This window comes from Streptomyces niphimycinicus (assembly GCF_018883605.1).
Taxonomy (GTDB): domain Bacteria; phylum Actinomycetota; class Actinomycetes; order Streptomycetales; family Streptomycetaceae; genus Streptomyces; species Streptomyces niphimycinicus.
In genome coordinates this window covers 1-2,078 of record NZ_JAHLEM010001166.1, presented here as the reverse complement: position 1 = coordinate 2,078, position 2,078 = coordinate 1, and the positions used below count along the sequence as shown (strand labels likewise).

At 76.5% G+C, this 2,078-nt stretch carries 1 protein-coding gene and 1 pseudogene; both read left to right on the top strand.

Annotated features, from left to right (window positions below; genetic code table 11):
- A pseudogene (locus KN815_RS48540) lies at positions 1–615 on the top strand (hypothetical protein); the annotation flags it as partial.
- Positions 606–2,078, top strand: a 1,473-nt coding sequence (locus KN815_RS48535; protein ID WP_253209730.1) for a hypothetical protein, incomplete at its 3' end; no start/stop codon positions are given. The pseudogene KN815_RS48540 and the gene KN815_RS48535, both read left to right, overlap by 10 nt.

Genomic DNA, 2,078 nt, shown 5'->3' with positions numbered 1-2,078 from the left:
CCGGCTGGGGCGCGGGAGGCGGCAGCCCCGACGGCCCTGGCCGGAACGGCGGCGCGGGAGGGCTCGGTGGCCCCGGCGGGGGCCGCTTCCGTACGGGCCCGGGTGCGGCATCACGTGCTTCTCGTGTGCCCCAAGGACTTCTCCAACCTGCCGACCGCCGAAATGGTCGACGTGCGCAGGCAGCTCGCGGTCACCCGGCGGCAGCTCGACCGGCTGACCCGGATCGAGGAGATCGCCGCCGCCCTCCCCGAGGGCACCACCTTCGACCTCCGGTTCACCGACGACGGCCGGACCCCGACCCGCCCGGTCGAGGAGCTGACGGCCGCCGTCGAGGCGGTGGACGCGGCGTACGCCCCGGAGTGCCTGTCCACGTGCGAGCTGGCCGCCCACTGCCGGACGCGGTCCCGCGCGGCGGGCCGGGTCGAGGCGCTGGGCCGTGGCGTCCGGGGCGAGCTGGGCGGGCTCACCACCATGGACGCCGTCCTTACGGCCGCCATGGAACGCCCCGCCGACGACGCCCCCACCGGCGACCCCACCGTGGACGCCCTGCGCCGCGCGGCGGCCCTGCGCGCCGAGGCGCTCGCGTCCCGCCCCGAGGCGGTGGCATGTCGCTGATCACCACCCTGGCCCGGATGGAGGCGGTCCGGGAGGGGCGGGCCCAGCCCCTGACCACCGTGCGCCACCGCCATCTGTCGGAGCGCCCGCTGGCGTTCGTCCCGCTCACCACCGCCGGTGAGGCGGGGGCGCCGCTCGGGGCGCTGGTGGGCACCGACCGGGACGCGCCGCGGCTGCTGATCGTGGCCCAGCCGCGCGACCGCGACCTGCGGTTCGCGTTCCTCGCCGCGCTCGCGGAGGAGATCCAGCCGTATCTGGACTCGTACGCGGACCAGGTCGAGCTGGAGGAGCGCAAGGAGACCGATCCGGAGACCGGTAAGAAGGTGCCGGTCCAGGTCGAGCTGTGCGAGGACGCGCCGCAGTTGCTGGTGCCCAGCGCCGCGGGCGTGGCGTTCGTCCGGCTGCTGGGCCGGTCGATGCGGTTCCGGCGGACCGCCGAGCAGGACCCGGAGACGCCCTTCCCGGCGCCCGCGCGGGTGCCGCTGCTCGGCCGCTGGCTGACCCACTACGGGGAGCGGTCGCGGGTGCCCGGCTCGTCCCTGCTGCTGTCGCTCACCGAGCTGCTGAGCCGTCACTGGGCGACCGGGCAGAGCAATCTGGAGGATCAGCACCTGGGCTCGCTGCTGGCCTGGATCGACCCCCCGGAGGGCGTGCCGGGGGCGGCGGCGGCGCTGCGGGCGGAGTCGGAGCGGGACGAGGACGGCCAGTTGCGCTGCCCGCCCGCCGGCCCGGCCACCGACCCCGCCTTCGACAACAAGCTGCTGGCACCGGCGATGTCCCGCTACGACGCGGCGCGTGCCGAGACATCCCAGGGCGTACCGGGGGGCGAGGCGCGGCTGCGGCTCGCCGAGGCGGAGCTGCGCGGGCTGATCGAGTCGCAGTTGCGGCCCACCTGGGACGCGCTGTGGCACGGGGTGGATCTGCTGCGCGCCCTCCCGGAGGGCGCGCGGGTGGCGGACCGCTGGAAGCGGGACCGCTGGTCCTACACCGGCCACCGGGACCGGGTCCGGGCCGGGGAGCCGCCGCAGCCCAAGCGCGACGACGCGGTGACGGCGGCGCAGAAGCTCGCCGCGCGCGAGACCGCGCAGGCCCAGCTCGACGCCCATGAGGCGCTGGACGATCCGCTGGTCATGGCGGGGCGGCGGCTGGCCGGTGAGGCGTTCGCGGGCGAGGTGATCGATGTGGAGATGGCCTGGTCGGACGCGAAGGTGCCGCGCCCGCGCCCGCTGGTCACGGTCCGCACCGAGGACCGTCCGCTGCTGGCCGAGCGGGTCAAGCTGCACCGGGTCATGGCCGACGGCAAGGCGCAGAGCGGGGAGTTCGCCGGTTTCGCGGACACCGACGAGTCCGCCAAGGCCGACGGCTCGGACGCTTCAGGCGGCGCGGACGCTTCAGGCGGCGCGGACGCTCCGGGCGGCGCGGACGCTTCAGGCGGCGCGGACGCTTCAGGCGGCGCGGACGCT